This is a genomic window from Paraburkholderia graminis C4D1M (assembly GCF_000172415.1).
GTDB lineage: Bacteria > Pseudomonadota > Gammaproteobacteria > Burkholderiales > Burkholderiaceae > Paraburkholderia > Paraburkholderia graminis.
In genome coordinates, this window is sequence record NZ_ABLD01000002.1 from 14,419 (window position 1) to 41,178 (window position 26,760).

Annotated in this window: 20 protein-coding genes, 1 tRNA gene and 3 pseudogenes; 9 read left to right on the top strand and 15 right to left on the bottom strand. The window is 62.4% G+C overall.

Features of this window, described 5'->3' with window-relative positions:
• Nucleotides 1–130 precede the first annotated feature (130 nt).
• Nucleotides 131–1,629, top strand: a pseudogene (locus BGRAMDRAFT_RS03015) (sensor domain-containing diguanylate cyclase).
• Nucleotides 1,630–1,669: 40 nt separating this feature from the next.
• Here BGRAMDRAFT_RS03015 and BGRAMDRAFT_RS03020 read toward each other — a convergent pair.
• The 4 genes from BGRAMDRAFT_RS03020 to BGRAMDRAFT_RS03035 form a co-directional block, all read right to left on the bottom strand.
• Nucleotides 1,670–1,745, bottom strand: a tRNA-Lys gene (locus BGRAMDRAFT_RS03020).
• A 91-nt stretch (nucleotides 1,746–1,836) separates the two neighbouring features.
• Nucleotides 1,837–2,400 (bottom strand): Hsp20/alpha crystallin family protein, encoded by a 564-nt coding sequence (locus tag BGRAMDRAFT_RS03025; RefSeq protein WP_006047180.1) that lies wholly within the window; start codon nucleotides 2,398–2,400, stop codon nucleotides 1,837–1,839.
• A 161-nt stretch (nucleotides 2,401–2,561) separates the two neighbouring features.
• Entirely contained in the window at nucleotides 2,562–2,993 is a 432-nt protein-coding gene (locus tag BGRAMDRAFT_RS03030; RefSeq protein ID WP_006047181.1) for an Hsp20/alpha crystallin family protein, read from the bottom strand.
• 63 nt (nucleotides 2,994–3,056) lie between these two features.
• Nucleotides 3,057–3,500, bottom strand: coding sequence for an Hsp20/alpha crystallin family protein (locus BGRAMDRAFT_RS03035; RefSeq protein ID WP_006047182.1), 444 nt, complete (start codon nucleotides 3,498–3,500; stop codon nucleotides 3,057–3,059).
• Nucleotides 3,501–3,892: 392 nt separating this feature from the next.
• Here BGRAMDRAFT_RS03035 and BGRAMDRAFT_RS03040 point away from each other — a divergent pair, with 392 nt between their 5' ends.
• The 3 genes from BGRAMDRAFT_RS03040 (at nucleotide 3,893) to BGRAMDRAFT_RS03050 (ending at nucleotide 6,301) form a co-directional block, all read left to right on the top strand.
• Entirely contained in the window at nucleotides 3,893–4,210 is a 318-nt protein-coding gene (locus tag BGRAMDRAFT_RS03040) for a co-chaperone GroES (protein ID WP_006047183.1), read from the top strand.
• A gap of 33 nt (nucleotides 4,211–4,243) precedes the next feature.
• On the top strand, nucleotides 4,244–5,866 hold the full coding sequence (groL, locus tag BGRAMDRAFT_RS03045; RefSeq protein ID WP_006047184.1) for a chaperonin GroEL: 1,623 nt from the start codon (nucleotides 4,244–4,246) through the stop codon (nucleotides 5,864–5,866).
• A 174-nt stretch (nucleotides 5,867–6,040) separates the two neighbouring features.
• Complete coding sequence (locus tag BGRAMDRAFT_RS03050) at nucleotides 6,041–6,301, top strand: hypothetical protein (RefSeq protein ID WP_006047185.1); 261 nt, start codon at nucleotides 6,041–6,043, stop codon at nucleotides 6,299–6,301.
• Between the two features lie 23 nt (nucleotides 6,302–6,324).
• On the opposite strand, the pseudogene BGRAMDRAFT_RS03055 reads toward BGRAMDRAFT_RS03050, so the two are convergent.
• Nucleotides 6,325–7,355 (bottom strand): annotated as a pseudogene (locus BGRAMDRAFT_RS03055) (transporter).
• 344 nt (nucleotides 7,356–7,699) lie between these two features.
• Between BGRAMDRAFT_RS03055 and BGRAMDRAFT_RS03060 the strand changes: the two are divergent.
• Nucleotides 7,700–9,275 (top strand): annotated as a pseudogene (locus BGRAMDRAFT_RS03060) (methyl-accepting chemotaxis protein).
• A 14-nt stretch (nucleotides 9,276–9,289) separates the two neighbouring features.
• On the opposite strand, the gene BGRAMDRAFT_RS03065 reads toward BGRAMDRAFT_RS03060, so the two are convergent.
• Together BGRAMDRAFT_RS03065 and BGRAMDRAFT_RS03070 are read right to left on the bottom strand one after the other, a co-directional pair.
• Complete coding sequence (locus tag BGRAMDRAFT_RS03065) at nucleotides 9,290–10,252, bottom strand: substrate-binding domain-containing protein (protein WP_006047189.1); 963 nt, start codon at nucleotides 10,250–10,252, stop codon at nucleotides 9,290–9,292.
• Nucleotides 10,253–10,346: 94 nt separating this feature from the next.
• The gene (locus BGRAMDRAFT_RS03070; protein WP_006047190.1) at nucleotides 10,347–11,687 is read right to left on the bottom strand and encodes a leucine-rich repeat-containing protein kinase family protein; all 1,341 of its coding nucleotides are present in this window, start codon (nucleotides 11,685–11,687) and stop codon (nucleotides 10,347–10,349) included.
• Nucleotides 11,688–11,841: 154 nt separating this feature from the next.
• Between BGRAMDRAFT_RS03070 and BGRAMDRAFT_RS03075 the strand changes: the two genes are divergently transcribed.
• Nucleotides 11,842–12,444: a methylated-DNA--[protein]-cysteine S-methyltransferase gene (locus tag BGRAMDRAFT_RS03075; RefSeq protein WP_006047191.1), complete on the top strand. Its 603-nt coding sequence runs from the start codon at nucleotides 11,842–11,844 to the stop codon at nucleotides 12,442–12,444.
• Between the two features lie 43 nt (nucleotides 12,445–12,487).
• On the opposite strand, the gene BGRAMDRAFT_RS03080 is transcribed toward BGRAMDRAFT_RS03075, so the two are convergent.
• Nucleotides 12,488–14,071 carry an alpha/beta hydrolase family protein gene (locus BGRAMDRAFT_RS03080; RefSeq protein WP_006047192.1) on the bottom strand — a complete coding sequence of 528 codons (1,584 nt, stop codon included), beginning with the start codon at nucleotides 14,069–14,071 and terminating at the stop codon, nucleotides 12,488–12,490.
• 122 nt (nucleotides 14,072–14,193) lie between these two features.
• On the bottom strand, nucleotides 14,194–15,831 hold the full coding sequence (locus BGRAMDRAFT_RS03085; protein WP_006047193.1) for a methyl-accepting chemotaxis protein: 1,638 nt from the start codon (nucleotides 15,829–15,831) through the stop codon (nucleotides 14,194–14,196).
• A 457-nt stretch (nucleotides 15,832–16,288) separates the two neighbouring features.
• Here BGRAMDRAFT_RS03085 and BGRAMDRAFT_RS03090 point away from each other — a divergent pair, with 457 nt between their 5' ends.
• Nucleotides 16,289–16,876 carry a hypothetical protein gene (locus tag BGRAMDRAFT_RS03090; protein WP_232292224.1) on the top strand — a complete coding sequence of 196 codons (588 nt, stop codon included), beginning with the start codon at nucleotides 16,289–16,291 and terminating at the stop codon, nucleotides 16,874–16,876.
• 261 nt (nucleotides 16,877–17,137) lie between these two features.
• Nucleotides 17,138–18,646, top strand: a complete 1,509-nt coding sequence (locus BGRAMDRAFT_RS03095; protein WP_006047195.1) for an MFS transporter — start codon at nucleotides 17,138–17,140, stop codon at nucleotides 18,644–18,646.
• 80 nt (nucleotides 18,647–18,726) lie between these two features.
• Here the strand turns inward: BGRAMDRAFT_RS03095 and kdgD are convergent, their stop codons facing one another.
• From kdgD to BGRAMDRAFT_RS03110, 3 genes are all read right to left on the bottom strand, one after another.
• On the bottom strand, nucleotides 18,727–19,644 hold the full coding sequence (gene kdgD / locus BGRAMDRAFT_RS03100; RefSeq protein WP_006047196.1) for a 5-dehydro-4-deoxyglucarate dehydratase: 918 nt from the start codon (nucleotides 19,642–19,644) through the stop codon (nucleotides 18,727–18,729).
• 71 nt (nucleotides 19,645–19,715) lie between these two features.
• On the bottom strand, nucleotides 19,716–21,065 hold the full coding sequence (gene gudD / locus BGRAMDRAFT_RS03105; RefSeq protein WP_006047197.1) for a glucarate dehydratase: 1,350 nt from the start codon (nucleotides 21,063–21,065) through the stop codon (nucleotides 19,716–19,718).
• A 45-nt stretch (nucleotides 21,066–21,110) separates the two neighbouring features.
• Nucleotides 21,111–22,442, bottom strand: a complete 1,332-nt coding sequence (locus tag BGRAMDRAFT_RS03110; protein WP_006047198.1) for an MFS transporter — start codon at nucleotides 22,440–22,442, stop codon at nucleotides 21,111–21,113.
• Nucleotides 22,443–22,860: 418 nt separating this feature from the next.
• On the opposite strand from BGRAMDRAFT_RS03110, the gene BGRAMDRAFT_RS03115 reads away from it, so the two are divergent.
• A complete protein-coding gene (locus tag BGRAMDRAFT_RS03115) occupies nucleotides 22,861–23,580 on the top strand; it encodes a FadR/GntR family transcriptional regulator (protein ID WP_006047199.1) in 720 nt (239 codons plus the stop codon).
• A gap of 72 nt (nucleotides 23,581–23,652) precedes the next feature.
• On the opposite strand, the gene BGRAMDRAFT_RS03120 is transcribed toward BGRAMDRAFT_RS03115, so the two are convergent.
• Genes BGRAMDRAFT_RS03120 through BGRAMDRAFT_RS03130 form a run of 3 tightly spaced genes read right to left on the bottom strand, consistent with a single transcriptional unit; the run spans nucleotide 23,653 to nucleotide 26,661 of the window.
• Entirely contained in the window at nucleotides 23,653–23,970 is a 318-nt protein-coding gene (locus BGRAMDRAFT_RS03120) for an AtuA-related protein (protein ID WP_006047200.1), read from the bottom strand.
• A 1-nt stretch (nucleotide 23,971) separates the two neighbouring features.
• Nucleotides 23,972–25,330, bottom strand: coding sequence for an acyclic terpene utilization AtuA family protein (locus BGRAMDRAFT_RS03125; RefSeq protein WP_006047201.1), 1,359 nt, complete (start codon nucleotides 25,328–25,330; stop codon nucleotides 23,972–23,974).
• 26 nt (nucleotides 25,331–25,356) lie between these two features.
• The gene (locus BGRAMDRAFT_RS03130; RefSeq protein ID WP_006047203.1) at nucleotides 25,357–26,661 is read right to left on the bottom strand and encodes a CitMHS family transporter; all 1,305 of its coding nucleotides are present in this window, start codon (nucleotides 26,659–26,661) and stop codon (nucleotides 25,357–25,359) included.
• Nucleotides 26,662–26,760: the final 99 nt, after the last annotated feature.

The window sequence follows — 26,760 nt, forward strand, 5'->3', positions numbered from 1 at the left end:
AGTCAATAGATCGGCTCACCGACCAGGGCAAACCCGGCATCAAGGAAATCGCATCGATGTTCGGCATTCACCGGTCCACTGTTTTTCGTCTCCCGGGTCAGCGCCAGAGCCCAACAATAACGAGGTGAACATGCTGTCGCTGCGTAACAACAAAAACATCGCTGCATGGCACCTGGGACCGCGTGCCGTTTTTTATGGCGGCTTCTTCATCGCCATCGTGATGGTGTCGCTATGCGCCGCTTCGCTGTACCAGAGCCGGCAGGACGCGCTCGATCGGGCGCGCGAGACGTCGCGCAACGTCGCACTGATCGCGGAGCGTGACATCGAGCGCAATTTCGAGTTGTACGGGCTTTCGCTTCAGTCGGTGGTTGACGGACTCGGCAACCGGGACGTGATGGCCTTGCCGCCCCGTCTGCGAAACCAGATCCTGTTCGACGGCGCCACCGCCGCAAAAAATCTCGGCTCGATGCTCGTGTTCGATGCGTCGGGCAAGATCATCATCGACGCGGGGAACGACGCGCCGCGCACCGGCAACTTTGCCGACCGCGATTACTTCGTCGTGCAGCGCGACAACCCCAACGCCGGCCTGTATGTCAGCACACCGTTTCATTCGCGTCTGCGCAATGGTGCGCCCAGCATCGCATTGAGCCGCCGCATATCGAACCCGGACGGTTCGTTCGCCGGCATCGCGCTGATGGCGATCAACCTCCAATATTTTCACGACCTGTTCGGCGGATTGTCGCTCGGACAGCACGGCGCCATTTCGCTGATCGCCCGCAATGGCCTGATGATCATGCGGCACCCTTACGATCCGAAGGTGATCGGACGCGACATCAGCAAGGCCAGCACTTTCAGGCAGTTCATGACCGCCGAGGAGGGCAGCTTTTCCGACACGTCGTCGATAGACGGCGTGCGTCGGCTCTACTACTTCCGCAACTTCCCGCACCTGCCGTTGATCATCATGGTGGCCGAAGCGGAGCCGGACATCTACGCGGCGTGGCATCGGCGGGCACTCACAATCGGCTCGCTGATGAGCGCATTCGCTGTGGGATTCGTCGCGCTGTCGTTCGTGTTGGGCACACAACTGCAGCGTCGGCTGCGCGCTGAATCGGAACTGCAATTGCTCGCGCGAACGGACAGTCTCACCGGTTTGCATAACCGGCGCACGCTTGGGGAGATTCTCGAACAGGAGTGGCGCCGCGCGAGGCGCACGCATAGCGTGTTCTCGCTGCTCTTTGTGGATATCGACCGCTTCAAGGCCTACAACGACACGTACGGCCATCAGGCCGGCGACGATGCGCTGGCCGCGGTCGCGCGCTGCATCGGCGATAACATCCGGCGACCGGCCGACACTGCGGCCCGCTATGGCGGTGAGGAGTTCATTGTCGTTCTGCCGGATACGCCGCCGCAAGGGGCGTCCGTTATCGCGGAGAAAATCCGGTCCGCGATCAACGAACTCGCGATCGAGCATGCAGGCAGCGAATACGACGCGTGACCGCCAGTATCGGGTCCGCAAGCTGGTCGCCCGACCACGACGCCGATGTGACAACGGTCATCAAGGCCGCCGATGAGGCGCTCTATAACGCGAAGGCGACCGGACGTAATCGTGTTGCTAGTTGCTCGGAATAGGGAGCGGCGCGCGGCTTCTTTGGACGCCATGAAAAAAGATTGGTAGGCCGTGGCGGATTCGAACCGCCGACCAACGGATTAAAAGTCCGCTGCTCTACCAGCTGAGCTAACGACCCACTCTCCACACGCCCGTTCGCCGCGAGCGTTTTTCAGGCCAAGGCGAACAGACAGCCAACAGCCAACAGCCGATAGCCGATGCCGCCCGCGCTAGCCAATCTCGATTGTCCGGCTAGCGGTTCGCGGCCGCTCCTGCTTCGGCACAGTTAAAGTTAGCACGCCTTTGTCGAATTTGGCCAGTGCGCGGTCCGGATCCGCCTCCTCAGGCATCGGGATCGTGCGCACGAAAGCGCCGTATGCACGCTCGAGCCGGTAGCAACCGTCTTCCTCGCTGTGTACGTCCTGCTTTTTCTCGCCGCGCAACACGAGCGCGCCATCCTCGACACTCACGGTCAGATCCTCGCGCGCCATGCCTGGCAACTCGGCGGTCACGCGCAAGACCTTGCCTTCGTCGACCACGTCGATGCGCGGCTGGAAACGCGACGAACTGAAGTCGCCGAACCATCGTTCGAGCGCGCCGCGACCCGCGAACGGATCATGGAAAAACTCCTCGACCGCACGCCACGGATCGCGCGGAAAAAGCCGCGAAATATCGGGCCACGCGGCACGCCACTGCTCGCTCGCCGGCGTATCCGGCGCACTGTCCGCTTGCTGCTTGCGCGCCGAGCCGCGAAGAAACTTGAAAGGGTTCCACTTTTTCGGATCGGTGTTCATCGCATCCTCCTTTACGTCTGGTACGAGAACCGCATATTCACCATAGCGCCGACGCCATGCCATCGCAAACATCGCGGACGTGGCGGAAGCGGCGGAAGTGGCGGAAGTGGCGGCATAACGCCGCCACCCGTTTCTCCTGTCGTCGTTGCGAATGCGCCGGGTCAGTTCATCCGCACTTCGATGCGGCGCGGACGCGCTTCGTCGTGACGCGGAATCGTCAACTTCAACACGCCGTCCTTCAGATTCGCGTCGATCTTCGACGTGTCGAAGTCGGCGCCGAGCGAAAACGCCCGCGCAAAACGCGGTTCGCGAATTTCCGCGTGCTGCAGACGCAGCCCGGCCGGTGTCGGCACCATCGCCTCGGCCTCGATATACAGATTGCCATCGTGGACTTTCACACTCAACCGCTCCTTCGTCACACCCGGCAAATCGGCCCACAGTGTAATGCCCTGGCTGTCCTCGGAAACGTCGACGGGCGGCGTCAGCGTGACGCGGCTTTGCGCGCGCTCGTCGTCGCGGCGCGTCACCGCGGTTTCGCTCGCCGTTTCGCTCGTGGCTTCATCTTTTCTCGCAAGTTCGGTTGTGTCGCTCATGATTGCCTCCTTACTTCACGATCTTTGTGATTCGTTCTCACGATTCGGTTCTCACCCAAAACATCATTGAACGGTAATGGCGCGCGGCTTCGACGACTCGCGCTTCGCCACGCTCACGACCAGACAGCCGTCGGCATAACGTGCGCTGGCCTTGTCCGGGTCCGCATGCTGCGGCAATTCGATCGCGCGCCGGAACCGGCCGGCAAAACGCTCCTGCGCATAAGTGCGCGTGTCGTCGCCGGCGGCTTCCGTCTGCGGGAATTCGCGCTCGCCGCTGATCGTCAGCAGACGCTTGTCGATCGATACATCGAGTTTCGCCGGGTCGATGCCCGGCGCGAACGCGACGATCTCGATGGACTCGTCCGTGCTGCCGATATTGATCCCCGGAAACGTGCCTGAACCCGCGGCGCGAATGCTCGTGGGAAAGCCGTCGAAGAGACTCGCGACCTGCCGTTGCAGGCGTTCGATATCGCCGGCCAACCCGGCGCTTGAGAAGAGATCGCTCATGGTGTTGCTCCTTCGCCCTGGGGCGAACCGGACCACGCGCTCCAGTTCGCCCGTCAGGGACATTCATCCACTGACAAACAAATCGAAACACGCAGCGCGTGCAACGCGACTGCTGAGCCGACAATAAAATAGGTCGGCGCCGAACGAATTTCAAGTACGGTTTTTGCACAGTTGCCTGACGAAAAACCGGCGCGAAAACGCGCGACTCGCGCTGAAAAATTTTGTTACAAAGAGCCCGCTCGACACGCTCTTGAAGTCCCGCAACGAACCCCTATTTCGCTTTCCGCCAGGACACTGGCAACGGCTGCGCCCCAACGCGGGCGTCATCCATCTCGCTGTTCGCGCGCAGCCGGATTCCTTTTTGGTGATCTGTTATCGCACAGGAGATGGAAATGAACATTCGTCCCCTCTACGACCGGGTTGTCGTCAAGCGAATCGAGCGGCAACGCACGACGGCATCCGGCATCGTGATTCCGGACTCCGCCGCCGAAAAGCCCGAACAGGGCGAGGTGATCGCGGTCGGTGACGGGCGTCTGCTGAAGGACGGCACCCGGCGTCCTCCCGAACTCAAGGTCGGCGACCACGTACTCTTCGGCAAATATGCAGGCCAGACCGTCAAGATCGACGGCGAGGAACTGCTCGTCATGCGCGAAGAAGACGTGATTGGCGTACTCGAAGCCGACGCGGCCGCGCAGCGCAAAGCCGCGTGATAAACGTTCAAAGACTTTTCCCGGAGCAACAAGATGAGTGCGAAAGATGTCAGGTTTCACGACAGCGCCCGTAACCGGATCGTCAAGGGCGTGAACGTGCTGGCCGATGCGGTGAAAGTGACGCTCGGCCCCAAAGGCCGCAACGTCGTGATCGAGCGCAGCTTCGGCGCGCCGGTCATCACGAAAGACGGCGTGTCGGTGGCGAAAGAAATCGAACTGAAGGACCGCTTCGAGAACATGGGCGCGCAAGTCGTGAAGCAGGTCGCGTCTAAAACCGCCGACGTGGCCGGCGACGGCACCACGACCGCGACCGTGCTCGCGCAATCCATCGTGCAGGAAGGCATGAAGCACGTCGCCGCAGGCATGAATCCAATGGACCTGAAGCGCGGCATCGACAAGGCGGTTGCGGCCGTGCTGGACGAATTGCTGAAGACGTCCAAGCGTATTTCGACGAGCAAGGAAATCGCGCAGGTGGCGTCGATCTCCGCGAACGCCGACGAAGCGATCGGCAAGATCATCGCCGATGCAATGGACAAGGTCGGCAAGGAAGGCGTGATCACGGTCGAAGACGGCAAGTCGCTCGACAATGAACTCGACGTGGTCGAGGGCATGCAGTTCGATCGCGGCTATCTGAGTCCCTACTTCATCAACAATCCTGACAGGCAGGCCGCGTATCTCGACGATCCGCTGATCCTCGTGTACGACAAGAAGATCTCGGCGATCCGCGATTTGCTGCCGATACTCGAAGCCTCCGCGAAGGCAAGCAAGCCGCTTTTCATCATCGCGGAAGACGTCGAAGGCGAGGCGCTCGCCACGCTCGTCGTCAATTCGATGCGCGGGGTGCTGAAGGTCGCGGCCGTCAAGGCGCCTGGATTCGGCGACCGCCGCAAGGCGATGCTCGAGGACATCGCGGTGCTCACGGGCGCCACCGTCATCTCCGAAGAAACCGGCAAGCAGCTCGAGAAAGCGACGCTCGAAGATCTCGGCAGCGCAAAGCGTGTGGAAGTGCGCAAGGACGACACGATCGTCATCGACGGCGCCGGTGACCAGCAGCAAATCGAGGCGCGCGTGAAGGCGATTCGCGCGCAGATCGCCGGGACCACCAGCGACTACGACCGCGAGAAACTGCAGGAACGCGTGGCGAAGCTCGCGGGCGGCGTCGCGGTCATCAAGGTGGGCGCGGCGACCGAAGTCGAGATGAAGGAAAAGAAAGACCGCGTCGACGATGCGTTGCACGCGACGCGCGCGGCCGTGGAAGAAGGCATCGTGCCGGGCGGCGGCGTGGCGCTGTTGCGTGCGCGTGCGGCCATCGCGGACCTGAAGGGCGCCAACGCCGATCAGGATGCCGGTATTCGCATCGTGCTGCGCGCGCTCGAAGCGCCGCTGCGCGTAATCGCTTCGAACGCGGGCGACGAACCGTCGGTGGTCATCGCGAAGGTGCTCGAAGGCAAGGGCAATTTCGGTTATGACGCGGCCACGGGTCAGTACGGCGACCTCGTGGAAGCCGGTGTCGTCGATCCGACGAAGGTGACGCGCACGGCGCTGCAAAACGCGGCGTCGGTCGCCGGCCTCATTCTCACGACGGATGCAACCGTCGCCGAAGCACCGAAGGAAGAGAAGCCCGCCGCGGCGAACGCGCCCGAACTCGAGTACTAGCCGAGTACCAAGCAAAGTACTGAGCAGAGTACAAAGGAGAAGGTTCGGCTGCCATTGCCGGGCTCACGTCCGGCACGGCTCCAGTTCGGCTCCGCTGTCCGTTCGCGGCTGGCGGAGCCGCTTTTTGCATGAGCCGCAGCCGGTTTGCGTGAGATTCGAAACGATCGAATACGTATGGAACTGACGCTCATTATCGACTCGCGTCCACTGGCGCTCGAACTGGACGACGTGGTGGCGGGCCTGCTTGCCGCTCGCCTGAACCTGCCCTCGAACACCGACACGCGCGCGGCGCTCGCGCGCTATCTGAGCGATGCCGGCGGGCCGTGGATGCTCGACGAAAATCACATGCGCAAGCGCATCATGCGCCGCCTCATACTCGACATCGCCGATCCCGCGCTGGTGATCCGCTATCTGATGATCGAGCAACCGCATTGAACGGCGCGGGCCTGTGTGTGCGGCTATCGTTCCTTCCTTCGACGAAACGCCCACCATGCCGCCAGTCCCGTGAAGCAGGCGACGAGCACGACCAACACCCAGAAGCCGTGATGGTTCTCGGCAAACGGAATGCCGCCCACGTTCATACCGAAGAAGCCCGCGACGATTTGATCGGCATCGCGAGAACCGTGACCAGCGTCAGCGTAAACAGCGTGCGGTTATTCTGTTCTTCGAGCCGCGAAATAATCTCTTCTTGCAATAGCCTGACGCGTTCGATCAGCCCGGCCATGTCGGAGAGCACCACGGAGAACTCTTCCGTCGACTCGCGCAAATCCTGTACGTCTTCCGGATGAAGCCAGCGCGGCGGTCTCGCGAGCAGGCGGAAGATCGCGCCCGGCTCCGGCGCGAGCATCCGTTGCAAGCGCGTCAGCATGCGTCGCATGGCGCCCAGATCGAGCCGGTTTTGCGTGGGCCGCTGCGAGAGAAAACGGTCTTCGATACGGTCGATATCGGCGCTCGTGCGTCGAACGATCTGCACGAGCAGATCCGCCTGATCGCGCATCAGATGAACCAGCAGCTCGACTGGCGAGCGGAAGATTTCGCCTTCTTTCACCGACGCGCGCAAGCGGTCCACCGAACGCAGCGGCTTGAGCCGCGCCGTCACGATGATCCGCTGATGTGCGTAAATCCAGAGTGTCGCAATCTCGGACGGCGTGAACTCGAGGTTGAACATCACGTCGTTAACCACGGCGCGCAATGCACCGTCGGCCTGCTCGATACGCGTGGAATGCGAGCCTTCACGCAACGCGTCGAAAAACGTCTCGGGCAGATCGAGTTGCGCGTGCATCCAACGCTCGGCCGCGCTGTGCGCGAGATTGAAATGCAGCCACAGAAATTCGTCCGCATGCGAAGCGCTGTTTTGCTGCGCACGCAGCCATTCGAGCGCTTCGTCGGCGGAAATGGGCCGGCCCGCTTGCGTGGGCGAAAAGACGAAGCCGCACACAATGCCGGACGAATCGGAGCCATAGGTTTGCAGCAGAAGTTCAGATTTCATAAGTCTTTCAGACCTTGCTTTCCGCTTGCGGTTTGTGATGACACTCGCAATTTACCAGTCCAACATGAAGCCGCAATGGCCGTCATATTGCCTCAACTCGAGCGTCGCCACGACGCTCGCAACATTGAGCGATTGCTTCATAGCGAATATCAATCATCCGCAAACCTTTGCGGCCTCTTACCTGGGAGTAACCGCCCTACGGTCAAGAAGAAGCGCGCCGTTATTGCGTGTGGCGCCAGCGAAAACCGATTTCCAACCGTCTGCTGCTGACCCCGGATTGTCCGGGCATCCGAAGTCTTCAAATAGTTTTCGGCCAAACATGTGGGCGACTGGAGTCCCGAATCATGAACTTTCATAATCTGTCGGAAAAGGCGAAGCTGACTGCCGCGTTCGGTTCGCTTGCGGTCGTCGTGATGATCGTCTCCGGCATATCGCTGATCGCGCTTAACGACGCGAACGAGCGCTTCGCCGGGTTCATCAGCGGCATCAATGCGCGTGCGCAGATGGCCGAGTCGGTGCGAAACGCGGTCAGCGACCGCGCGATTGCAGTGCGTAATCTCGTGCTTGTTTCATCGCCGGCGGATATCGATGTCGAGAAGGCCGCGGTGCTCGACGCGGAGAAGCGCGTCGAGAGCCGCCTCGACAAATTCAACGCGATGGTGGCCAGCGCGAAAGACATCAGCGAAAACGCGCGCACGCTCGCCGCGGAAATATCGCGTATCGAACAGCTTTATCGGCCCGTCGCGCTCGAGATCGACCGGCTCGCGGCGAGCGGACAGCGCGATGCCGCCATCGCCGACATCGCCAGCAAATGCCGTCCGCTGTTGACCGCATTGACGAAAGCGGCGAACGCGTACCTGGACGCCACGCATGAACGCGCGGTAGAAATGGCGAAGGAGTCGGCCGAGCGCCTGGCGCATGAGCGCAATCTGCTGATTGCCTTCTGCGTTGCCGCGATGGCGCTTGCAATCGGCGCCGGCATCGTCATCACGCGCGGTTTGATGCGTGCGCTTGGCGCCGAACCGGTCGCGCTCGCCGAAGTCACGCGGCGCGTCGCGGAAGGCGATCTGCGCGCGGTGCCTGGCGCCAGCAATGCGCCGGCGGGCAGCGTGCTCGCATCGATGGGCGAGATGCAGTCGAGCCTCGTTCGTCTGATCGGCAACGTTCGCCATGCCGCCGACAGCATCGCGACCGGTTCAAGCCAGATTGCGTCGGGCAACGTGGACCTGTCGTCGCGCACCGAGCAACAGGCCTCCTCCCTCCAGGAGACCGCATCGAGCATGGAAGAACTGACGACCACGGTGAAGCAGAACGCGGAAAACGCGCAGCAGGCGAGTACCTTGTCGGCCAATGCGTCCGACGTGGCGTCGAAGGGCAATGGCGTCGTCGGGGAAATGGTGGGCACCATGGGCGAGATCATTTATAACTCAACGCGCATCGCCGAGATCACCGGCATGATCGAAGGCATTGCGTTTCAGACGAATATCCTCGCGCTCAATGCCGCCGTCGAAGCGGCGCGTTGCCGGCGAACAGGGCCGCGGCTTCGCCGTGGTGGCAAGCGAAGTGCGCAATCTTGCGCAGCGTTCGTCGAGCGCGGCAAAGGAGATCAAAGATCTGATCAGCACATCCGTGCAGAAGATCCGCGACGGTTCGTCGCTCGCGGACAAGGCCGGCATGACGATGGCCGAAGTCACTCAGGCAGTCGCTCGCGTGACCGACATCATGGGCGAAATCGCGGCGGCCTCTGCGGAACAGAGCCGCGGTATCGAACAGGTCAATCAGCCGATCACGCAGATGGACGAGGTCACGCAACAGAACGCCGCGCTGGTGGAAGAAGCCGCGGCTGCATCAAAGTCGCTCGAAGATCAGGGCCGGCAATTGAATCAGTCGGTGTCGTTCTTCCGTCTCGAAGGCGTATAAAGGCGGCTGCCGAACTACCGCTTCGCGGCGGTGACGAGTTGCAGTGGCGTCTCTATCGTTCGCGATAATTCGCCCTGCTTTCTCTGCTCCGTCACCGCCTTTAGCGCGACGTCCATGCCGAACACCGCTTGCCGGTCGGCGAACTGATTGACGGTGGCGAGTACGTGACCGTCCGCGATCAACGGCTTGATCGCTTCAATCGCGTTATAGCCGGTGATGTACACGCCGCCGGTCCGGCCCGCGTCGCGAACGGCGTCCGCCGCGCCCATTGCCATGTTGTCGTTCGCACATAGCAAGCCGCGAATCTGCGGATGCTGGCCGAGTATTTTCGACGCAATGTCGCGGCCTTTGCCATATTCCCAGTCGCCGGCCTCGGTCGCGACGAGCTGCATGCCCGCCGCGTTCATCGCTTCCTTGTAGCCGGCCGTGCGTTGCTGCGCGTTGCGATCGGCTGCGATGCCTTCGATGATCGCGACCTGATCGCCGGGCTTCAGCCGCTCGACGAGATAGTTCGCCACCAGCATCGCGCCCTTGCGATTGTCGGGGCCGACAAACGGCACAGAGATTTTCGCTGCGTCCTGCAAGGCGTCGTCGAGCGGATTGTCGATGCTGACCACGATGATGCCCGCCTTGATCGCGCGCGCGACCACCGACGTCAATCCTTTCGAGCCCGACGGCGCAATCACGATCGCGTTCATCTTCGCGCGGATCAGGTCCTCGACAATGCGAATCTGTCCCGCCGTGTCGGGCTCCGTCGCGGTTCCGCGCACCGTCAACGCGAATTGCGACGCGTAGTGTTGTTGATAATTTTTGGCCGCGTTCGCCATCGCAGCGGTGAAGGGGTCGCTGAGCGACTTCAGCACGAGCGCGATCTTCGGCATGCCGCCTTCCACGGTTGCCGCGCCGGCCGCACGCGTGAGACCGGCCGCAGCCAGTGCACCGGCGATCAGCACGCGGCGGCGCATTCTCTGCGTCATCGTTTCTCTCCTTCGTGGCGGCGCCCGTCAAGTGCATGAACGCCAACGGATGAACGCGGACCGATAGGACCGCAAACGGCTTGCCTGTTCGACATCAACGAGCTTTCAGCACGAGCAGCTCGGATGCGATCTGCTCGAATAACGGCCGCTTGTCGACGTCTTCGCTCAGGCAACCGTCGCGCAAGCTCGCGAGCTTCACGGCGACGTCTGCTTGCACACGCGAATCGCTCCAGTGGCAGCGGGTCATCAATTCCTCGAGCAGGCAACCATATGCTCTCACTTCGAGACGCTCCAGCGCCACGCCTGCTTCGCGGTTCTCCGTCGAATAGAAAGAAGCCGCGCCGAAGTCTCCTAACAATACACGTGCCTGGCCGTCATGCAGAATGTTATGCGCGTACAGGTCGCCGTGCATGACGCCTCGCCGATGCAAATGACTGGCCGCCGATGCAACGCCGTGCGCCATGTCGACCACGTCTACTGGGTTGAAACGCACGTCGGCCGCGTAGATGTCGCGCGTGCACGATTCGAAGCTCGGCGGCCCTGCCAGATTGCGGTATTGCGGGTCGATCAGTTCCATCACGAGTCCGTGCGCGTTGTCCGGATGGTCCTTCACTTTTCCGGCTACTGCAATCAGGTTGGGATGATCGCCGGATCGAATGCAAGCGGCCATTTCGCAGTCGGGCAAACCATCGCTCGTAACGGCGCCCTTGAACAGCTTGACCGCGACGCGCCGCGCGGTGTTCTCGTGCGTGCGCAGTTCGGCGCGATAGATCACGCCCGAAGCGCCCTCGCCCAGTTGCTCATGCAAACGCAGATCGTTCCAGCCAATTTCAGCGATGGGCGTATCGTCCAAAGCCGCCGCTTCGAGTGCTTCGCCAAATGGATTGCCCGCATAAGCGAGCCATGCGAGCCGCGGCATATGAAATAACCATGCCGGCAATTCATCGAGTCGATTGGCGGCAAGCCGCAGCAACTCGAGTCGCGAACACGCGGCCAGTTGTTCGGGAAGAAAGCGCAGACGATTGCCTGCCAGCATCAATTTCTGCAAATGCGTACAGTGACCGATTTCCGGCGGCAATGCGTCGATCTCGTTGTCTGTGAGAATCAGCCAGCGCAGACGCGGCGGCAACGCGTTCCCCGCGACGGTGCGAATGCGATTCGCCTTGAAGCCGATCATGCTCAATTGCGGGCATTGTCCGAGCACCGGCGGCAACTCGGTGAACGGGTTGTTCGACGCAAACAGGATGCGCAGTTTGCGTAGTCGCGCGAAATCGTCGGGCAAGGCGGTGAGCGCGTTGCCGGAAAGATCGAGAACTTCGAGCGTGTCGGCGAGATCGAAAATCTCACGTGGAAATTCGCTGAGCCCGCACGGAAGTTTCAAGTGGCGCGTGCCCGCGAGTTGTCCCGCTCTCAGTTGTTCAAGTGTCGTGGTCACAGTGGTAGAAATATCCGGTGCTGCGGTCCGTCGTGCTGGTAGGGTCGATTTTACTGGGTGACGTGCGGCGCGGCTTGCGTCGTGATGGCGATCGCTCACCGTCTGCTGCACAAATCCTTCATACTTGACGACGAAAATACGCAGGAGCAGACAAGTGACTTACGCCTACAAGCTGATGGATTCTCCGGTCGGCCAATTGAAGCTCGTCGCCCGCGGCGATCGGTTGACCGCCATTCTGTGGGAGAACGACAAGCCGAACCGCGTGCGGCTCGGTGAGTTGGTGCTCGCCGACGATCGGCCGATCCTGCTCGAAACCGAGCGTCAGTTGCACGAGTACTTCGCGGGCAACAGAGACGCGTTCGATCTCGCACTCGACTTTCAGGGCACCGAGTTTCAGAAGAAAGTGTGGGCCGCGTTGTTGACGATCCCATTTGGCCAGACACGTACGTATGCGCAGATCGCCGCGCAGATCGGCAATGTCAACGCCGTGCGTGCAGTGGGTGCCGCCAACGGTCGGAATCCTGTTTCGATTGTGGCGCCGTGCCACCGCGTGATAGGCGCATCCGGCAACCTCACGGGCTTTGCCGGCGGGTTGGCGAACAAGATGCTGTTACTCGCGCTGGAAGCAGGGCAAACGTCGCTTGATGCCGGCGCCGATGTGCAAACGCAAGTCACCGCAGCGACTACCAAAGCCGCCGCAAAACGCTCACGCGCTGCGCCGCCTCGCGGCATGCAGGGTTCGTTGTTCGGCAATTGACGGCATCGGCGGAATGCGTGGCAGAAGCTAGAGACAGGCACGTTCAGAAGTTCGAGAAGAACGCCCGTGCCGCGAGCATGCAAGAGCCCGCAACCAGTTCTCCATGATAGGAACGCAATACCGCTGACGCGCCGCCGTCCGTTGCGCCTGCGGCCACCGCTTGTTTCGAAACGTCGGCCTTCGCGTTCGCAAAACCGCGCTTAAGCGCCGCGAACGAATCGTCGGCTCCGGTGACGGGCGAGTCGACATCCAGCACCGAAGTGAGTCCCGCCGGCACTTTCGCGTTGAGCCAATACGCCTGCTCGATGCGTGCGTTGAAGAAGTACACCATCGGATCGGCGCCGCCTCCGCACAGTAGCACTGGCGCCTTTGGCACCCAGTTGCGCAAATCATTACGCTTGAACGCCTGTCGCAGCGGATGCAGCGGATTTGCCGCGGGCTCAAGGTTCGGCATTGCGTTGGGGAACGCGCCATCAGGATTCGCCTCGGCGTCTTCGAGAAGCGCGCGGCGATAGCTGTTGCGCACGAGATTGGCGTCGCCGAAACCGGCTGCGAATAGCCGTGTCAACGGAGGTGGCGTGAGTGCCGACGATGCGGGCGGCGTCATCGACTGAAACTGCGCGGCAGGTGGCGTGCTGCTGAAAAGATGCGACGGCGGCAACTTTCGCTGCGAGAAAATGGTATCGAGCGATTGCGCGCTCGGCAGCAGTTGTTCGATGTCGGGTGCGTAGGCGGCTTCGAAGAAGTCGTCCGGCTTGCGGTACAGGTTCTTATAGGCATGCTGATAACCGGTCACGACCAATGTCGTGAAGAGCGTCGAGCCGAGACTGACCTGGCCCGCGCTGATGGCGTCGGCAGTAGCGGCAAGCGCATACGGGCCCGAACCTGGCGCGGAGGCTGTCACGCTGACGCCCGCTGCCTGCAGCGCGCGATGCGTTGCGAGCGCAACGAAACCGCCTTGCGAATAGCCGGTGATGAACAGCTTGCCGTTCTCGCGAATTGCTGCCCGTTTGCCTTCGTCGTTGAGCACGACGCGCGCCGCCCGCAGCGAGTCGATCATATCGGCGGACTGCTGGTCGGCGTTCAGATAAGGATGGTACGGAAGATCGGAACCGGCATAGCCCGCATAGTTGCTGGCCGCGACGATGTAGCCGTGAGCGGCGTACATCGCGGCGACGCTGAGGCCTTCGCCCGCGCCGCCGTTCTCCGGGTCGCTTTGCGTCACGTCGGCGAGGTTGTACTTGCGATACGCGGTGGTGCCGTGCGCATACAACATCATGGGACGCGGCCCGCTGCACGTCGCGGACTCGCCGTGCGGGATCATCAGTGCGCCGCTCGCTGTTGCCGGTTCGCCGGCGGCACCGATGGTGCGATAACGGTAATAGACGATCTGCACGCCGCAAGCAGGCGCGCCCGCCATTTGCATGAGTTGCTGCCCGGAGGGACTTGATGAAAGCAGCTTCGACAACGCTGCAGCATTCAACCGCGAGGTGACCCGATGATCGAGCAGTTGGCCGCGCGCGCGGCATGCTTTATCGCACGACGAGTCGGCTTGCGCTGGGCCGCCCGCGGTCAACGCAATACATGACAGCAGTGCGAGGGCTGCGATGCGGGTGGGTTGTGGCATGCGGGGTTGCTCCGGGAAGGATTGGCTTCACACGCGTCAATATGCCCGGTTGCTGTAGATGGGACAATACCGCTCGCTTCATCCGATCGCCCTAACCCAATTCGCAACACCACCTTCCCCAATCACAACGCCCGAAGTCCCGCACCCGCCCACTTGCTTTTCCCCGCACGCCCCACCGCCAAACCCGCCGCCTCCCCACGCCCATCAGACTGAACCTGGAACGTATGAATCGACGCTTCCAGCAGCCTCGCCTGCTCGGTCAACGTCTGCGCGACCGCGGCGGCCTGCTCGACGAGCGCGGCGTTCTGTTGCGTCACGCTGTCCATCTGCGAGACCGCGTCGCCGACCTGATCGATGCCCGCGCTCTGCTCCGACGCAGCCGCGGCGATGTCGCGCATCACGCCCGAGAGCCTTCCAATCGCCTCGCTCGCCGCCTGAATCGTGGTCCCGGTTTTGTCGACCAGTTCGACGCCATTCTCGACGCGTCCCACCGCGCGGCTGATCAGCGTGCGAATTTCCTTCGCGGCGGCCGCGCTGCGCTGCGCCAGCGTGCGCACCTCGCCCGCCACCACCGCGAAGCCGCGCCCTTCGTCGCCCGCGCGAGCCGCTTCGACGGCTGCGTTCAGCGCGAGAATATTGGTCTGAAAGGCAATGCCTTCGATCACCGAGATGATCTCCACCATCTTGTGCGATTCCGTCGATATTTCCTGCATCGTCGACACCGCTTCGGCCGCCATCTGTCCGCCATGCGTGACGATCTGCTCGGCGCTCGCCGTCAGTTCGCTCGCCGTCTGCGCGTTCTCCGACGTCTGCCGGACCATCGCGGTCATCTGCTCCATGCTGGCCGCGGTCTCTTCGAGCGAAGCGGCCTGGCTCTCCGTCCGCGCGGACAGATCCGTATTACCGGCGGCAATTTCGCGCGCGCCCGTCGCGACCTTGTCGGCCGCGCCGCTGATCTGCACGATGGTGTTGGCAAGCGCATCGCGCATCTGCCGCATGGTGTGCAAAAGGCTCGAATCGTCGCCGGTGCGAATGTCGATCGGAATGACGAGATTGCCTTGGGCGATCTCACCGGCGACATGCGCGACGTAGGCCGGGTCGCCGCCAATCGTGCGTTGAATGCTGCGATTCGTGAACGCGACGAGCGCGGACAGCAGCAGCGCCACCGCGGCGAACATGCCGCCGAGCACATAGAGCGACTGCATGAACGCGGCGTCGATATCGTCGACATAAGCGCCGGTCGCGATGATCCAGTCCCACGGCGCGTAACGCACGACGTAACCGATCTTGCCGACCGCGGCGGACGGCGGATTGCCTGGATGCGGAAACACATAATCGACGAAGCCGCCCTCTGGCGCCTGCGCCACCGAGGCGAAGGTCACGTAGTGATGACGGCCGTCGGCATCCTCGACGCCTGCAAGGTCCTTGCCGTTCGTCGCGGGTTTCATCGCGTGCATGATCATGCGCGGCTTCGAATCGAGCACGAGGAAGTAGCCGTCCTCGCCGTAACGCACGTTGCGCAGACGCTCGAGCGCCTGCTTGCGCGCGTCGGCCTCGCTCAGCGCCCCGCTTTGCGCGAGCGACGCGTACTCCTTCACGATGCTGAGCCCGACGTGGCCCACGTTCACGAGGTCGTGCTTGCGCTCTTCGATGCGCGTCTCGCGCGACAACCACGCCGCCGACACCGACACGGCGAGCAGCGCGAGCAGGCTGACGACGAGCGGCAACCAGAGCTTCTGCTTGAAATTCAATCGGTGCATGCTCACGTCCCTGTTTCGTCCGGTTCAGGAAGGTCGATGACCGGCTGCACGAACCGCCGATGATTCCGGCCGCCATGCCGCATCACACGACCACTCGACCTGTTTATCGGCAGCGACAAGGGCGGCATGTGTAGAGACAAACCCTTTCGGTGCGCGCCCTCAGTTGAAAGCGCGCATTGCCGCGGACGCGACGCAAGCCGCTCGACGTTTTCGCATGAAGCAAACCCTTAAGTTCCATCAAGCGCTGTCGTTTACATGGCATGCGGCCGTTATTCGATATTCGCGTCGCATATGGAAACGTCAACAGTTCGCTCATCCGGCAGTTTCTTTACCGGATAAGAACATTAAAAAATAGTCCCTACTCGAAATGAAAAAACTCTTCGCCAGTTTCGCTATTGCCGGCACTTTGCTGACTACGGGTTGTGCAACTGTTGCGCCAATGTCGCCGACCACGGCCATGAGCTCCGTCGATACGAGCAAAAACTCCTACGCGTTGATGACGGTGACGCTTAAAAACGCTTATCACACGAGCTATCAGCCGAGTCCCATCGTCGTGCACATGGAGCGCGGCGCCGCGGATAGCCGCGCCGACCGCCTCAATTTCAAGTTCGACGATCAGGCGACCACGACGAGCGACAACGGTAATCACTATTTCGTCCGAATTCCGCTCGCGCCCGGAAAATATGTGATGCGCGGCATCACCGGACAAAGCGGCATATTCCCATTTCACGGCATGTTCTTTACGCCGCTTCACGAAACCGTGGAAATCAAACCCAATTCGATTGTGTACCTTGGCCACGTCGACGCCACCGTGGTCGAACGCAAGGACGGTGAGTTGCGCGCGGGGCCGGTTATTCCACTAATCGATCAGGCAGCAACCGGCTTTAGCGGCGGCACCTGGGATATTCGCGTCAGCGACGAGTTCGATCAGGACGTGGCGGAATTCAAAAAGGATTTCCCGGCGCTGACGAACGCTTCGATCGAGCGCGAAGTTCTCCCCGCGTGGGACAAGCAGAAAGCGACCGAATGGTGGGCCAATCACTAAAGCCTTTGCCTGATCGATGAACCGCGTGCGAGCGCGCTGCTGGTTTGATGCGCTCGCACGCTTTCATCCGCACAAAAACCCACCACCAATAGTTTCAATTAAGGGCTAACCCGTATAATGACGAAGTGGTCAGACAACTCGGCTCACGGTTGTCTCGATCTCGCGCCGTCCCGCGCTCCATCGTCAATCGTTCTCCTGCCCAGATCCGTGACTACCACTGCCGCTGCTGCCGCGCTGCCCTTCCGGAACGCCCTCTTCGCGATGCTCGGCATCGGTCTCGTCAACATGCTGGTCGCGCTCGATCAAACGGTCGTCAGTACCGCGCTGCCGTCGATCGTCGCGGAACTGCACGGCTTCGAGTACTACGCGTGGATTGCGAGCGCGTATCTGCTGGCGTCGGTCGTGACCGTGCCGGTGTTCGGGCGCCTCGGCGATTACTTCGGCCGCAAGCGCTTCGTGATCGCCGCGGTCATCACGTTCACGGTGGCGTCCGTGCTCTGCGGCGTCGCGAACGACATGCTGTTTCTCGTGATCGCGCGCGGCCTGCAAGGCGTGGGCGGCGGCATGATGGTCGGCACGGCGTTCGCGTCGATACCCGATCTGTTCCCCGATCCGCGCGCCCGCGTGCGCTGGCAAGTGGTCATGGCCGCGGCCTACGGCATCGGCACCGCCGCGGGGCCGTCGCTTGGCGGCTGGATGAGCGAGCATCTCGGCTGGCGCTCCACGTTCCTGATCAATCTGCCGGTGGGCGCCGCGGCGCTGTACTTCATCTGGGCGCATCTGCCGAGCTTTCAGCGTCCGCATGAAGGCGAAGTCAAGATCGACTGGCTCGGCGCCGGACTGGTGGCGGCTGTGTTGGGCGGCCTTCAGGCGTTTATCGAAGCCGTGCCGAAAGACGGTCTGACCGCGGGCAACGTGACGCTCGCCGTGTGCGTGGTCGTCGGCGCGATCGCGTTGTTCGTGTGCGAGAAGCGCGCCACGCATCCCATCATTCCGCTCGATCTCTTCAAGGACTCGCAGCTCGTCACGCTGTTCACGCTCGGCATGCTATCGGGCTTCGTGATGTTCTCGCTGATCTTTTTCGCGCCGCTGCTTCTGCAAGGCGGGTTCGGTCTTTCTCCGCAACAGGCCGGGCTGCTTGCCACGCCAATTGCCGCGTGTATCGCGCTTGGCAGCGTGCTGAATACACGCATCGTCATTCACATGAAGAAGCCGACGCGCATTCTTTCCATTGGCTTCGGGCTACTGTTGTTCGCGTCCGTCGGCATTGCGTTCGCGAACGCGGACACGCCGCATCTATGGCTTGAATTGCCGATGGCCGCGGTCGGCGTCGGCCTCGGCTTCATCCTCAACAATCTGAATGTGTTCGGCCAGGAGATTGCGGGCCGCGAGCGCTTCGGCATCACGACCGCGCTGTTGCAGTCCACGCGAATGGTCGGCGGCATGCTGGGCACGAGCATCGTGGCGACTGTCGTGCAGCATCACTATCGCGATGTGGTCACGCGCACGATGAGCGTGCTCGGTGAGCCGGCGGCCTCGCAATGGCGGCCGCGTTTCGTCGATCTGCGGATTCTGATCGACGACGCTTCGCGCCTGAAGCTGATCGCGGACATGAAGCCGTCGGGACTCAACACGCTCGCATTGATCGACACGGCGCGCGATGCGCTCGTGCAGTCGATTCACATCGGCGTATGGCTGACGGCCGTCGCGGCGCTTGCCGCCGCGTTGCTCGTGCAGCGGATTTCGCATGTCGTGTTCCGCCGCGGTTGAACGTTAGCTCGAAGCATAAGCATCGCGCTTTGCGCCTCGAGCTTTGTGCCTCGAGCTAGCGGAACACGTGGTCGGCCTTGTTACTGTGGGCCGAGCTTCCTGATCAGCGCGTCGAGCTGCGCGAGTTCTTCTTCGGTGAGATCGGTCAGCGGGGCGCGCACAGGACCGGCGTCGCGCCCGACGAGTTTCGCGCCCGCCTTCACGATACTCACCGCATAACCCGCGCGACGATTGCGAATCGCCAGATACGGCAGGAAGAATTCATCGATCAGGCGCGACGTGGTCGCGTGATCGTCCGCGGCAATCGCGCGATAGAACTGCATCGCGGTCTTCGGAATGAAGTTGAACACCGCCGACGAATACACCGGCACGCCGAGCGCCTTATACGCAGCGGCATAAACTTCCGCGGTCGGCAGGCCGCCGAGATACGAGAAGCGGTCGCCAAGACGACGGCGAATCGTCACCATCGCTTCGATCTCGCCGACGCCGTCCTTGAAGCCGATCAGGTTCGGGCAGCGATCCGCGAGCCGTTCAAGCATGTCCGCGTTCAGCTTCGAATTCGCGCGGTTGTACACGATCACGCCCATGTTCTTCACCGCGTTGCACACCTGTTCGACGTGCGCGGCAATGCCTTCCTGCGAAGCCTCGGTCAGATAATGCGGCATCAGCAGCACGCCGCTCGCGCCGAGGCGTTCCGCTTCCTTCGCATATTCGATCGCCACGCGCGTCGGGCCGCCTGCGCCCGCGAGAATCGGCACCTTGCCTTTGCAGGTCTCGGTAGCCGTGCGGATCACGTTCGTGTAGTCGGTTTTGGTGAGCGAAAAGAATTCGCCCGTGCCACCGGCCGCGAACAGCGCGGTCGCGCCATACGGCGCGAGCCATTCGAGCCGCTCGGCGTACGTGTCGGCGCGGAAGTCGCCTTGCGCGTCGAAGTCAGTGACGGGAAAAGACAACAGGCCTTCGGATACGATCGCTTTGAGTTCTTGCGGTGAAGTCATGATTGGGTTGCGTGAAGATCGTCAATAGTGGAATGAGCGCGCCGCTCGTTCGCGTGGCGCGCAGGCACGCATCAGCGCACGAGGCACGGACGCTTGTTGTCGAATGTCCAATTAGGAATCAGGTACTGCATCGCAACGCCGTCATCACGCGCGCCCAGGCCGTGCTGCTGATAAAGCGCGTGCGCTTTCTCGAGTTCGTCCATATCCACTTCGACGCCGAGGCCCGGCTTCTGCGGCACCTTCACCTTGCCGTCGACAATCTGCAACGGCTCGCGCGTCAAACGCTGGCCGTCTTGCCAGATCCAGTGCGTGTCGATCGCCGTGATCTTGCCGGGCGCGGCGGCCGCGACCTGCGTGAACATCGCGAGCGAGATGTCGAAGTGGTTGTTCGAATGCGAGCCCCACGTGAGGCCCCAGTCGTTGCACATCTGCGCGACGCGCACCGAGCCTTGCATGGTCCAGAAATGCGGATCGGCAAGCGGAATATCGACGGACTGCAACTGGATCGCGTGACCCATCTGGCGCCAGTCGGTTGCGATCATGTTGGTCGCCGTCGGCAAGCCCGTCGCGCGGCGGAATTCGGCCATCACCTCGCGGCCGGAATAGCCGTTCTCCGCGCCGCATGGGTCTTCTGCATACGCGAGCACGTCGTGTTTGTCGCGGCACAGGCGCACGGCCTCGGCGAGCGACCACGCGCCGTTCGGGTCCAACGTCACGCGCGCGTTCGGGAAGCGTTCGGCGAGGGCGGTCACCGCTTCGATTTCGGCGTCGCCCGACAACACGCCGCCTTTCAACTTAAAGTCGTTAAAGCCATAGCGCGCTTGCGCGGCTTCGGCGAGGCGCACCACCGCTTCCGGCGTCAGCGCTTCTTCAGTGCGCAGGCGCTCCCAGTCGTCGCGGCCGTCGGCGCCGCTTGCGTACGGCAAGTCGGTCTTCTTGCGATCGCCGATATAGAACAGATAGCCGAGCATTTCCACTTCGTCGCGTTGCTGGCCTTCGCCGAGAAGCGCCGCAACCGGCACGCCGAGATGCTGACCGAGCAGATCGAGCAACGCTGCTTCGAGCGCGGTCACCGCGTGAATCGTCGTGCGCAGATCGAACGTCTGCAAGCCGCGGCCGCCGGCATCGCGGTCGGCGAACTGCGTGCGCACTTTGTTCAGGATAGCTTGCAAATTACCGATCGACTGGCCGACGACGAACGGACGCGCATCGTCGATCGTCTTGCGGATATTCTCGCCGCCCGGCACTTCACCCACGCCGACACGACCGGCGCTGTCGCGCAGAATCACGACGTTGCGCGTGAAGAACGGACCGTGCGCGCCGCTCAGATTCATCAGCATGCTGTCGCGGCCCGCAACGGGCACGACGCGAAGTTCGGTGACGGTGGGCGTATCGTTTGAATTCGAAGGTTTCGTGGACATATCAACTGGACCTGGTAAGTGAATGGGCCTGACGGTGACGAGCGGTCAGTGTGCGTTGCCTTGCAGCGGATCGCGCAGGGCGTTGCCGTCGCCGCGCCGGTTGCGCGCGAGGAAGGCCGCCGCGGCTGCGATCAGCGACGCCACGCCGAGGCCATAAAGACCGCCGGTAATCGAACCGGTGTGCTGCTGCAAATAGCCGAAGGTGGCGGGCGCGAAGAAGCCGCCCAGATTGCCGATGGAATTGATCAACGCGATCACCGCCGCGGCGACGCGTGCATCCAGATAGCCTTGCGGAATCGGCCAGAACAGCGAGGCGGCCGCCTTGAAGCCGATCGCCGAAAAGCAGATTGCGACGAACGACAGAACCGGATTGCCCGACGTCGACGCGAACAGGCCGCACGCAGCGATCACGAGCGCGACGGCCAGCCATGCCTGCTGGAAACGCCACTTCGCCGAGAGCAACGCGAAGCAGTACATCGCGACCATCGCGATGAGCCAGGGAATCGCGTTGAGCATGCCGACTTCGAAATCGGACAGACCGCCGATCTTGCGGATGATGGTCGGCAGCCAGAACGTGGCCGCGTAAATCGTCAACTGGATCGCGAAGTAGAGCAGGCAGAACAGAACGATCTGCGGGTCCTTCAACAGCTTGACGGCCGGCAGATGCGCGCCGCCGTGCGCGACGCGCTCGGCCTGTTCAGCGGCGATCGCGCCTTCGAGCACGCGTTGCTCGTCGGCCGTGAGCCACGACGCGTCGCGAATGCGCGACTTCAGGAAGATCCAGCTCACCGCGCACAGCGCGATTGAGAAGCCGCCTTCGATCAGGAACATCCACTGCCAGCCGTGCAGGCCGAGTCCGCGGATCGACAGCAGGCTGCCGGTGATCGGACCCGAGACGACCGACGCGATCGCCGAGCCCGACAGGAAAATCGCCACGGCCTTGCCGCGCTCTTTCTGCGGCAGCCACTGCGTGAAATAGAACACCACGCCGGGGAAGAAACCTGCCTCGGCCACGCCGAGCAGGAAGCGCAAGACATAGAACGAGGTTTCGTTGGAGACGAAGGCCATGCACGCCGCGACGACGCCCCACGTGCCCATGATGCGAGTGAGCCACGCGCGCGCGCCGTACTTCTGCATCAACACGTTCGACGGCACTTCGAACAGCGCATAGCCGATGAAGAAAAGGCCGCTGCCGAGGCCGTATGCCGCCGCGCCGATGCCGAGGTCGGTCTTCATGTGAGCGTTGACGAAGCCGATGTTCACGCGGTCGATATAGTTCGCGATGAACATGATCAGGAAAAGCGGCAACACGTGCCGCTTGACCTTCGAGACAGCGGACGCGAGAGGATCGAGTGCCGTGGTGAGAGCAGAGTTCAAGGGAGTCTCCGGTGTCGGCCGTCGGGCGGCCGTGGTCTGACGTCGCGTGCGGTTTGACGGGTCTGCTGAGGCCCAGTCAGGCCGCGCGAGATATGTTGTCTGATGACAGTCTACAGCCGTTCGGCGTGGGTTTCCAATGTGGTGTTTACCCTGCGTTTCGCCGTGAGTGCGCTTGGCTGCAGCGTCGGCTAGGGTTTGGTCCCAGCGGAAATGATGGCTCCTCGGCAAAATAAGACGTCTGATGTCTCGTCGCGTATCAACCGTCAAGAATTGGCCCGGTTAATTCCCGCGCTTCATCCAACGCGTCATGGATTTTCGCGACAGACGCTATGATGGCTAATGTCCAGACGTCACCAGACGTCGCGCGCGCACGCGAGGCGCGCGTTTTCAGCCGATATCGACCAGCCACAACACAGAAATGAGCAGCCTGACTGAGAAAGTGGTGGCCACCCTTTCCGATGAAATCCGTCGCGGCGTCCTGAGACCCGGCGACCGCATACCCACAGAAGTCGCGATGATGAAGCAGTTGTCGGTGAGCCGCTCCGTCGTCCGCGAAGCGATCTCGCGCCTGCAGGCGGCACGGGTGGTCGAAACGCGCCACGGCATCGGCACGTTTGTGCTCGCGCCCGCCGCCGAGAAAACCATGGAACTGCCCGCCGCCGATCTGTCGAGCATGCTCGACGTGATGGCGATCATCGAATTCCGTATCGATGTGGAAGCGGCGTCGGCCGCGCTCGCCGCAGCGCGGCGCACGGAGCAGAGCCTGAAGCAGATGCGCGCGGCGCTTCTGCGCTTCGAGTCGGAACTCGAGCGCGGCAGTACCGATACGCTCGCGCATGACGTCGAGTTTCATTTGCAGATTGCGCGCGCAAGCGGCAATCGTTATTTTTTCGACGTGTTGAGCCAGTTAGGAAGCGGAGTCAGTCCGCGCACGCGCCTCGGGTCAGCGGAGATCGCGAAGCTCGATCAGATCGAAACCCTGCGCAACGTGCTCAACGAGCATCAACTGATTTATCGCGCGATCGAGCGTCAGGACCCCGACGACGCGCGCGCCGCCATGCGCATGCATCTGAGCAACAGCCGCGAACGGCTGCGCCGCGCGCATGAGTCGAGTGAGGCGGAGAGTAGGGGGCGGTGATGCGGCGAGGGCCGACCGTTTCGACTTACGGCAAGTTTGTGCAGCAAGCTGCTGCACAAACTTGCCGTGGTTTCATGTCGCAACCGGCGCCTCCACCTCCAGCCCCATCAACGCGGAACTCAGCGATTTGCCGTGCGCGTCGAGCGCCAGCGAACGCGTCACGCCGCCGCCGAGCGCATCGCCGAGCACAAAATTGAATGCGGCAATGGCGGGCAGTTCATAGCGCATCACATTGCCACGCACGACGTCGCCGAGATGCGCTTTCACGCGCTCCGGCGTCAGCACGGCGCGCAAATGCTCGTAGTGCCGTGCGTCGTAACAGATGACCGAAATGTTCAGCGTGTTGCCCTTATCGCCGGTTCGGGAATGAGCAAGCTCACGTAGTTTCATCTCACGCCTCCACCATCGTGAACGCCGGCTTCACCTGCTCGCGCGGCAACAGCACCGACTGAACGGCAACCACTTCACGCGCCGACTTCGTCACGCCGCCGCCGCCGGCCGGACCATTCGTGTACAGCGTCTCGACTTCATTGCCGATCCGCACGGCCTGCGCGAGCGATGCAGTGCGTCCGGTCACGCGCGCCCGCACTTCGTACGGCTCGCCGGAACCAGCCGCGAGCGTTTCACCGTGCAACGCATTCACGCCGATCAGATCGAAGCGCAATTCATGCGTCTGCACGCCGGTCAACGCAAGCCGCTCGCGCACGATGTCGAGCGCGAGGCGAGCACGCGCGAGCGCACCCGGACCCGCATACGAAATCTGCCCCTCGCCGATGAAACCGTCGAAATAAGCCACCGACACTTTCAACGTATCGGTGCGCGGCGCGCCGTTGCCGCCGCTCACTCGCACGCGGTCTGGGCCTTCCTGTTCGATATGCACGGCCGAAAAGTCCGCGACCACGTCCGGTTGCAAATAGCGCTGCGGGTCGTGAATCTCGTATAGCAACTGCTCCTTGCAGGTCGCCTCGTTCACGCGTCCGCCCGCTCGCGTGAGCTTCGTGATGACCACGGCGCCGTCCGCCCCGACTTCGGCGATGGGAAAGCCGAGTCTCGCGAGCGCAGGCACGTCCTTGAAGCCTGGGTCAGCGAAGTAGCCGCCGGTGATCTGGCCCGCGCACTCGAGCAGATGGCCGATCACCGTCGCCTGCCCGAGCGTCGGCCAGTCGTCCATGCGCCAGCCGAATTCGTGGATCAGCGGTGCGACGAATAGCGATGGATCGGCCACGCGTCCGGTCAGAACGATCTGCGCGCCGGCCGCCAGCGCGTCGACGATCGCGCCAGCGCCGAGATAGGCGTTCGCCGAGACAAGCCGCGTGTCGTAGTCCGCGACGCGCTCGCCGGATTCCTCGAAGCGGTAGTCGCCGCTGCGCACGGCGTCGAGCACATCGTCGCCCGTGATCGCTGCAATACGGATGCCGCCGAGGCCGAGCGAGCGCGCGATTTCGGCCGTCTTGCGCGCCGCCGCGAGCGGATTGGCCGCGCCCATGTTCGAGACGATGCGCACGCCATTGCGCGACGCCGCGGGCAACACCGCGTGCATGCGCGTTTCGAGCAATGGGTCGTAGCCGAGTTCGGGATCTTTGCTGCGCGCCTGTTGCGCGATAGCGATGGTCCGTTCGGCGAGACATTCGAACACGAGGTAATCGAGCGCGCCATGCTCCGCGAGTTCGACTGCGGGCTCGATGCGATCGCCCGAATAACCGGCGCCCGCGCCGATCCGGACAACGCGTTCATGCTGAGTGACTGTCATGCTGCTCACACCTGTTTGCGTCAAGCTCACAATGAGAATATCCCCAGCGCAACGCACGCAATCGTCATCACGATGCTCGCGCCGAACAACAAGGGGAACGTGAATCGCTGATGGTCGGCGAGATCGATGCCGCACAAGCCGACAACGAGAAACGTCGCGGGCGTCAACGGGCTCACCGGAAAGCCCGTCGTCATCTGTCCGAGCAGCGCGGCCTGGCCGACCTGAACGGCGGGCACGCCGAGCTGCCCCGCCACTTCGGCGATGACCGGCAGCACCCCGAAGTAAAACGAGTCGGGATCGAACAGCATGCTAAGCGGCATCGACAGAAGGCCGAGCGCGACCGGGATGTGGCTTGCCATCGCGGGCGGAACAAAGCCGACCGCGGCTTGCGCCATTGCCTTCAACATGCCGCTGCCCTGCATGACGCCGGTGAACACGCCGGCCGCGAGCAGAATGCCGGCCATCATCAACGCGGCGCGCGCGTGTGCGTCGATCCGTTTGCGCTGCATGTCGACGTTCGGGTAGTTGACCATCAACGCGACGCACAGGCCGACCATGAACATGATGGCGGGCGGAATTTTTTCGCCCATCACGACCATCGTGCCCAACACGATGAGCGTCAACACAATGTTGAACCAGAAGTTTTTCGGACGACGCAAGGCCTGCTCGTCGGCTGTCAATTCGCGCTTTGGCATCGGCACCGAACCGCTTGCGGCGGTGAGACCGAGCCGCTTTTCCTCGCGGCGTCCGAGCCAGAATGCGACGCCGAATACGAACACGAGGCCGATCGCCTGCACCGGAATCAGCGGATTGAACAGCGATGAGATGGGCAGATGCAATGAAGCGGACGCGCGGATCATCGGGCCGGTCCACGGCAGAAAGTTGATGCCCGCGGCCATCGACACCGCCGCGGCCAGCACGCGCCGGTCCATCTTCAGACGATCGTAAAGCGGCAGCATCGCCGGAATGGTGACGAGAAAACAGACCGCGCCGGAGCCGTCGAGATGAATCAGCAGCGCGAGCAGCGTCGTGCCCATCACAATGCGCGTGGGCCGCGTGCCGACCGCGCGCAGAATGCGGTCGATGATCGGGTCGAGCGTGCCCGCGTCGGTGATGGTGCCGAAATAGAGAATCGCGAACACGAACATGCCGACGACGGGCGCAAGGCCCTTCAGTCCGTCGATCACGAACTTGCTCGTTTGAAAACCGAATCCGCCGATCAGCGACGCGGCGATCGGCACGATGATGAGCGCCACCAGCGGCGACATGCGTTTCGACAGAATGGCGCCGAGCAGCACGACGATGGTGGCCAGCCCCAGGAATGGCAGCATGTGCTTGTCTCCGATGTTGTTTTTTACTGCAATCCAGCGTAATTTCCATGCAGCGATAAATCAATTGAAATGAATTGATCGCAGCAATTACGGGTTGAT